Source organism: bacterium (assembly GCA_018814885.1).
In the GTDB taxonomy this organism is placed as follows: Bacteria; Krumholzibacteriota; Krumholzibacteriia; order LZORAL124-64-63; family LZORAL124-64-63; genus JAHIYU01.
On the sequence record JAHIYU010000148.1, the window covers coordinates 1 to 7,385 of the forward strand.

Here is a 7,385-nt window from a genome sequence, read left to right on the forward strand (position 1 = left end):
GCGCCCTGCCCAGCAGGCGCACCTCCCCGCGTCCGGGCGCGGCCAGGCCCAGCATCAGGCGCAGCAGGGTGGACTTGCCCCCGCCGTTGGGCCCGATGATGGACACGAAATCGCCGGCGTGCACCTTGCAGCTCACCCCGGCGAGGACCCGCGTCCGGCCGTAGTTGAAATCCACGTCGCGCAGGGTCACGACCGGTTCGCCGCTCATGGCGAGACGTCCTTCGCGGTGGAGGTCGAGAGGGCCGCGCCGATCCTGGCCGCCATCCGCAGCAGGTTGTCGGCGTAGTCGTACGCCAGGGGATCGAGGACCGCCACCGCGAGGCCCTCCGCCGCGGCGACCGCCTGCAGCTGGGCGCTGGCCGACTGGGGCTGGACGAAGACCGTGTTGATGCGCTGGTCGCGGATCTCCGCCAGCACGGCCGCCAGGTGGCGCGGGCTGGGGGGGAGGCCGTCCTTCTCGATGGCCTTCTGCACGAAGCCGTAGTCGTGCGCCAGGTAGCCGAAGGCCGGATGAAACACGACCATGGTGCGGCCGGCGGCCGGCGCCAGCAGCTCCGCCACCGCGCCGTCCAGGACATCGAGTTCGGCCTGCAGCCGCGCGAGGTTCGTGGCCAGGGTGCCGGCGAGTTCCGGTCGCAGGTCACCCAGCGCCGCCGCCGCCGTCGCCGCCATCACCCGCATGCGGCGCGGGCTGAGCCAGACGTGGGGGTCGCATTCGTGCCCGTGGCCGTGGTCGTCTCCGGCCAGCAGTTCCACGCCCGCGGACAGGTCCGCCACGATCAGGTCCCGGCAGCCGTCGCGCAGACGGGGAATCAGGATGCGTTCGAGGGGCACGCCCACGGACAGGTAGAGACGCGTGGCGGACAGCTCGGCCAGACGCCGCGGCGTGGGATCGTAGGTGGCGGGGGACTCGCCGGGAGCCAGGGCGACCTCGAGCGCGAAGGCCTCTCCGGCCAGGCGTTCGACCAGCCAGGCCTGGGGCGCGATGCTGACCGTGACCTGCGGGCGCTCGCCGCCTTCGGCGCCGCCGGGCGCGCCGGCCGCCGCCATACAGAGCCACATCGTGATTCCCGACAACCGCATCGGATCCCCCCGGGTCGCGTACTTCCGCAGGACCGTGGCATGATAGGCGCAAACGACCCCATCCTGCAACCGGACGCTGACTTGCCCGTAGTGACATACCGTGCCATCCTGATCGCACGTCGACGTTCGTGTGCGCCGCCGACCTTCGATTCATATCCAGCGAAAGCGAGGATCGCCGTGAAACGCCTGTTGCCGTGGTTCGTCCTGTCGATCTTGGTCTCCGCCGCGTCGGTCGCGCCGGCCGCCACCCACCTGATGCGCTACGCCGACATCCACGGCGACCTGATCGTCTTCACCTACGAGAACGATCTCTGGCTGGTGGACGCCGCGGGCGGCGACGCCCGGCGCCTGACCTCCCATCCCGGCAACGAGCGTTTCGCCAAGTTCAGCCCGGACGGCGAGCGGATCGCCTTCACCGCCGGCTACGACGGCGGCAACGACGTCTACGTCATGGACACCCGCGGGGGCGAACCGCGGCGTCTGACCTGGCACCCCGGACCGGACTTCGTCCTCGGCTGGCATCCCGACGGCGACCGCGTCCTCTTCCGCTCGGTGCGCGTCGCGCCCATGGGCGAGTTCGAGACCTACCTGGTCCCCGTCGACGGCGGCATGCCCGAAAAGCTCGCCATCGACCGCGGCGGCCTCGCGTCGCTCTCGCCGGACGGCGGCAAGCTCGCCTACAACCGCATCTCGCGCGAGAACCGCACCTGGAAGCGCTACCGGGGCGGCATGGCCCAGGACGTCTGGGTGGCCGACTTCACGACCGGCGCGATCGACCGTATCACAGACTGGGAAGGCACCGACAACTTCCCCATGTGGCACGACGGCAAGATCTACTTCAACAGCGACCGCGAGGACGGCACGCTCAATCTCTACGCGCACGACGTCGCCACCGGCGCCGTGACCCGTATGACCGGCTACGACGATTACGACGTCAAGTATCCGTCGCTGGGCGACGGGCGCATCGTCTACCAGTACGGCGAGCGGCTGCACGTGCTGGACCTGGCCACCGGCGCGATCCGGCGGGTCGATGTCCGCGTGCCGTCGGACAGGGTCCGCATGCGCCCGGAGTACGTCCCGGTCGCGCCGACCACGGGCTCGTTCAACCTCTCGCCGGGCGGCGAGCGCCTGTTGCTGGAGGCCCGCGGCGAGATTCTCAACCTGCCCGTCGAGGAAGGCGATCCCGTGGACCTGACCCACACCTCGGCCTCCCGCGAGAAGAGCGCCGCCTGGTCACCGGACGGCAAGTGGATCGCGTTGGTCAGCGACCGCACCGGCGAGGAGGAGATCTGGCTGACCGATCAGAAGGGGCAGACGACCAGGCAGCTCACCACGGGCGGCGACGGCTATCTCATGCAGCCGGTCTGGTCGCCCGATGCCAAGCGGTTGATCTACAGCGACAAGTTCATGCGCCTGAACTTGGTCGAGGTGCCCGGCGGCAGGGCCATGGTCATCGCCCGCGGCGAATACGACGACGCCTGGGAGCGCTGGGGCATCCAGGATTACGCCTGGAGCCCGTGTTCGCGCTGGGTGGTCTACAGCATGATGGGCGCCAACATGAACGAGTCGATCTATCTCTACTCTCTCGACAGCGGCGAGACCACGCGTCTCACCGACGACTGGCACACCGACTGGAGCCCGTCCTTCTCGCCCGACGGCAAGTATCTCTACTTCCTGTCCAACCGCACCTTCGAACCGGTCATGGGTTTCCAGGACCAGAACCACGTCTTCCTGGACATGGGCCGCGCCTACGTCGTGCTGCTGGATGCCGAAGCGTCCTCGCCCTTCACATGCGAGGACGTGCTGGTGGAGGAGGACGCCGGCCATGACGGGGACGACGAGGAAGGGGACGACGAGGAAGGGGACGAGGAGGACAAGGACGACGAGGCCGCCACGCCGATCGATCTCGAAGGCATCGCCGGGCGCGTCCTCGCCTGCGAGGGCTTCGCGGCCGGCAACTGGTTCCGGCTCGAGGCCGTCGAGGGCGGTTTCCTGGCCCTGCAGAAGACCGGGCGCGAGTTCCTCAAGTACCAGAACGTCAACGACGAGACGACGGACCTGCTGGACCTGGTGAAGTACGACATCGAGGAAGCCGAGACCACGCCGCTCCTCTCGTCCATCAACAACTACCACCTCTCGGCCGACGGCAAGAAGCTCGTCTACCGCGCGGCCTCCACCTACGGCGTCGTGGATGCGGGCGAGGCGGCGTCTCTCGGCGACGGCGACGTGGATCTCTCCGGCGTGCGCCTGCGCGTGGTGCGCGGCGAGGAGTTCCTGCAGATCTTCGACGAGGCGTGGCGCATCCAGCGCGACTGGTTCTACGATCCCAGCATGCACGGCCTCGACTGGCAGTCGATAGGCGAGAAGTACCATCGCTTCGTCCCCGACTGCGGCAACCGCGCCGACCTGAACTACCTGATCGGCGAGATGATCGCCGAGCTCAACATCGGCCACACCTACATCTTCGGCGGCGACTATGCGCCGGGCGGCGGGCACGTGGGCGTGGGCCTGCTGGGCGCCGAGTTCGCCGCGGAGCGCGGCGACGACTTCTACCGCATCGCCCGCATCGTGCCGGGCGTGTCCTGGAACGACCGCGAGCGCTCGCCGCTGGCGGAGCCGGGATGTCCCGTCCGCGCCGGCCAGTACCTGATCGCCATCGACGGGCAGCCGGTCCGGGCCGGAGACAACGTCTATCGCCACCTCGAGGACAAGGCCGACCGCATGATCACCTTGACCGTCAACGACCGGCCCGCGGCCGAGGGCGCCACGGCCTGCCGCGTGCGCACCGTCGACTGGGAGGGTGCCATCCGCTACCGGGAGTGGGTGGAGGACAACCGCGCCTCGGTGGAGCAGCTCGGCGGCGGCCGCGTCGGCTATCTGCATCTGCCCAACATGATGGAGGCCGGCCTGATCGAGTTCGCCGGGGCCTTCTATCCCCTGTACGCCAAGGAAGCTCTGATCGTCGATGAGCGTTACAACGGCGGCGGTTTCGTCGGCGACATGATCATCGACCGGCTCGAACGTCGCCTCTGGGCGCTGGACCAGCCGCGCGAGGGGAAGATGGGCCGCAACCCCGAGCGGTGCTTCCACGGGCCGGTCGTCGTGCTGATCAACGAGAACACGGGGTCCAACGGCGAGTACTTCGCCTACGCCGTCAAGGCCAAGCGGCTGGCCACGGTGATGGGCGTACGCACCTGGGGCGGCGCGGTGGGCATCGAGCCGCACCAGGGCATGGTCGACGGCAGCGGCACCACGCCGCCCCAGTTCGCGCCCATCGGCCTGGACGGCGCCTGGATCATCGAGGGCCATGGCGTGGATCCCGACATCGTGGTCGTCAACGACCCGGCGGACGTGGTCGCGGGGCGCGATGCGCAGCTGGAGGCCGCGGTCGCGCACCTGCTGGATACGCTCGCGCGGGAGGGGGAGCGCTGGCGCCTGCCCGGACGCCCGGCCTACCCCGACAAGAGCAAGTGACCATGGAGATGTGCAGCGGCGTCGGCCAGGGGCCGGCGCCGCCGAACGCTCTCCCCGTCCCGAGAGCGACCTGCCCGATTGCATATTCCCACCTAAAACCTTATAATTGAGGCGTCGCCGACATCCCCGCCGCTCACGCCCACATCCACGAGGAGTTTCGATCCATGCACCTCATCACCACGTTGCACCGGTTCGTCTCCAGGACGTCCTGCCTGGCGGGGCTCACCGCCATGGTCGTGTCGATGTCCCTGTCGCCCCAGGCCACGGCCGCCCCGCGCGCCGTCCTGGGGGAGCTGATATCGGCGGCCGGCTGACCCTACTGCCCTTCCGCGGTCGCGGGATTCCGGCAGCTCTCCGCGCAGTATGGTGCCCAGTTCGTGCCCATCACCTGGTATCTGACGTCCCCCTACGACACGCCCGAGGGTACTGGGCGCTGGAGCTGGTACGGCGGACCGGGCACGCCGGCCGCTTTCTTCGACGGTTACGACGACATCATCGGCGGCCAGGAGTCGGGCAGCATGTACTCCACCTATCAGCCGATCGTGGGGGCGCACCTGGGGGACGAGTCCCCCCTGATCGTCGAGGCCTTTTACACCCTCATCGGGCTCGAGGGCGCCCTGAGCGTCACCATCGAGGTCGACCAAGCCGTGACCACGACCAACAACGTGGTCCAGTTCGCGGTCTTCGAGAACAACATCATCGGCGAGGTGAACCTGGCGCGCGATGTGCTCGCCCCGGAGCCCTTCACCCTGACCACACCCGGGCAGAGCGTCGTCCTCAACCGAGCGTTCACCGTGTCGCCGAGCTGGGCCGTGGAGAACCTCGGCGTGGCGGTCTTCGTCCAGAGCGAGGCGGGCGACAAGCGGGTGCTCCAGGCCGCGCTGGCCGTGCCGGATTATGCGGGCCTTATCCACGTGGACGCGAACCCGGAGGGGCTCGACGCCCCCTGGACCCTGGCTGGGCCCGACGGTTTCGTCCAGGAGCGGATCAACGATGCGTCGCTGCCGGTATTCTCGGCCGGGGAGTACACGATCACCTGGGGCGCCGTCGAAGGCTGGACCACGCCCGTGCCGGCGCTGGAGACGCTGACGCTGGTGGAGGACGGCGAGCTGCTCTTCACGGGCCTCTACACCGGCGGCCCCTTCGTCGGCGAGAGCGGTGGCGATCTGGGCAACGCGAGCGGCGCGGACCAGGGCGTGGCGCTGCGCGACTGGGACGGTGACGGGGATCTCGACATCGCCGTCGCCTGCCGCGGCACGGCCGATCTCCTGTTGAGCAACCAGTCCGGCAACGCGTTCAGCGCGGTGCCATCGCCCCTGCTCGCCGGTACCGCCGCCAGCACATCGATCGCCTGGGGCGACTTCGACGACGACGGCCATCCCGATCTCTACATCGCGCGCGACGGCGAGGCGAACGCCTTGTTGCGCAACGACGGCGCCGGCGGGTTCGTGGACGTGACCTTCAGCGACGCGGGCGACACCGGGCCCGCCAGCACGGCGATCTGGACCGATTTCAACCGTGACGGGAATCTGGATCTGTACGTCGTCAACACGGGCCAGATGGACAGGTACCTGATGAACCTCGGGCTCGTCGGCGGGAACTACCTGTTCTTCACCTACGGTAGCGGCAACGAGGGGAGCGGCGTCGCGGCCGCCTGGGCCGATTACGACGACGACGGCGACCAGGATTTCTACCTGACCAGGAGTTTCGCCGCGAACGTCCTGTACCAGTACGACGGCGTCTCCCCGTTCGGGGAGGCCACCGTTCCCACGGTCCTGAGCGACGTCGGCGGCGGCGCCGGCTGCGCCTGGGGCGATTACGACAACGACGGAGACCTGGATCTTTACTTCGCCAACGACGGCAGCCGTGACCGCCTGGTCCGCCAGACCACCACGAGCTGGTCCCTGGTCCTCGGCGGCGCCCTGGAGGACCCCGGCCACGGCAGGGGCGTGGCCTGGGGCGATCTCGACAACGACGGCGATCTCGACCTGTACATCGCGCGGCACGGCGAGTACGACCGCTTCCTGCGCAACGACGGGGGCGTATTCGTGAACGTCCCGCTGGGCATCGACGCCACCGCCGGCCTCGCCAACGGCGTCGCCCTGGGCGACACCGACGGCGACGGCGACCTGGATGTCTACGTGGGCAACGAGAGCGGGCCCAACGTGCTGCTGATCAACCAGCTCGACAACGGCAACCATTGGCTGCACGTGGACCTGGTCGGCGACGACTGCAACCGCGACGCCGTGGGTGCCCGCGTCAGGCTGGTGGCCGGGAGCCTGTCCCTGATGCGCGAGGTCAACGGCGGCTCGGGCTTCCGGTCCCAGGACTCGCCCACCGTGGAGTTCGGTCTCGGCGCGGCGGCGACGGCCGATTCGGTGATCGTCCGCTGGCCCTGCGGCGGCGAGGAGGTCTTCACGGACCTCGCAGCCGACCAGAAACTGACCGTGGTCGAGAACGGCACGACAGCCGTGCAGCCGCCGCAGACGCCGGCGCCGGAGCTGCGCCTGATGCCGGCCCGGCCGAACCCCTTCAACCCGCGGACCGAGGTCGTCTTCGACCTGCCGTACGGCGGCCGCGCCCACCTTGCCGTCTACGACGTGTGCGGACGCCTGGTGCGGACCCTGTCCACCGGCGAGCTGCCGGCCGGCCGCAACCGGGTCGTCTGGAGCGGCGACGACGACGCCGGCCGCCCGGTCGCCACCGGCACCTACCTGCTGCGGCTGCGGCAGGGGGGGCACGCGGCGGTGCGGCGGGTGACGCTCATGAAGTGACCGCGGCGCCCGATCACGACCGACTGGGACCCCGGGCGCGCGCCCGGGGTCCCA

5 protein-coding genes are annotated in these 7,385 nt (G+C 69.5%); 3 read left to right on the forward strand and 2 right to left on the reverse strand.

Features of this window, described 5'->3' with window-relative positions; genetic code table 11:
- Together KJ554_11345 and KJ554_11350 are read right to left on the reverse strand one after the other, a co-directional pair.
- Positions 1–208: ATP-binding cassette domain-containing protein (locus KJ554_11345; GenBank protein MBU0742932.1), on the reverse strand; the 208-nt coding region annotated here is incomplete at its 3' end.
- Positions 205–1,062 carry a zinc ABC transporter substrate-binding protein gene (locus KJ554_11350; GenBank protein ID MBU0742933.1) on the reverse strand — a complete coding sequence of 286 codons (858 nt, stop codon included), beginning with the start codon at positions 1,060–1,062 and terminating at the stop codon, positions 205–207. The genes KJ554_11345 and KJ554_11350, both read right to left, overlap by 4 nt.
- Positions 1,063–1,260: 198 nt before the next feature.
- On the opposite strand from KJ554_11350, the gene KJ554_11355 reads away from it, so the two are divergent.
- The 3 genes from KJ554_11355 (at position 1,261) to KJ554_11365 (ending at position 7,331) form a co-directional block, all read left to right on the forward strand.
- Complete coding sequence (locus tag KJ554_11355) at positions 1,261–4,557, forward strand: PDZ domain-containing protein (protein MBU0742934.1); 3,297 nt, start codon at positions 1,261–1,263, stop codon at positions 4,555–4,557.
- A gap of 164 nt (positions 4,558–4,721) precedes the next feature.
- Positions 4,722–4,871, forward strand: a complete 150-nt coding sequence (locus tag KJ554_11360; protein MBU0742935.1) for a hypothetical protein — start codon at positions 4,722–4,724, stop codon at positions 4,869–4,871.
- 63 nt (positions 4,872–4,934) lie between these two features.
- Positions 4,935–7,331, forward strand: a complete 2,397-nt coding sequence (locus KJ554_11365; protein ID MBU0742936.1) for a VCBS repeat-containing protein — start codon at positions 4,935–4,937, stop codon at positions 7,329–7,331.
- Positions 7,332–7,385 lie beyond the last annotated feature (54 nt).

What these genes read in the sequence shown, in the direction of transcription:
- KJ554_11350 (MBU0742933.1), bottom strand. Translation starts at nt 1,062, where the DNA reads ATGTGGCTCTGTATGGCGGCGGCCGGCGCGCCCGGCGGCGCCGAAGGC.
- KJ554_11360 (MBU0742935.1), top strand. Translation starts at nt 4,722, where the DNA reads ATGCACCTCATCACCACGTTGCACCGGTTCGTCTCCAGGACGTCCTGC.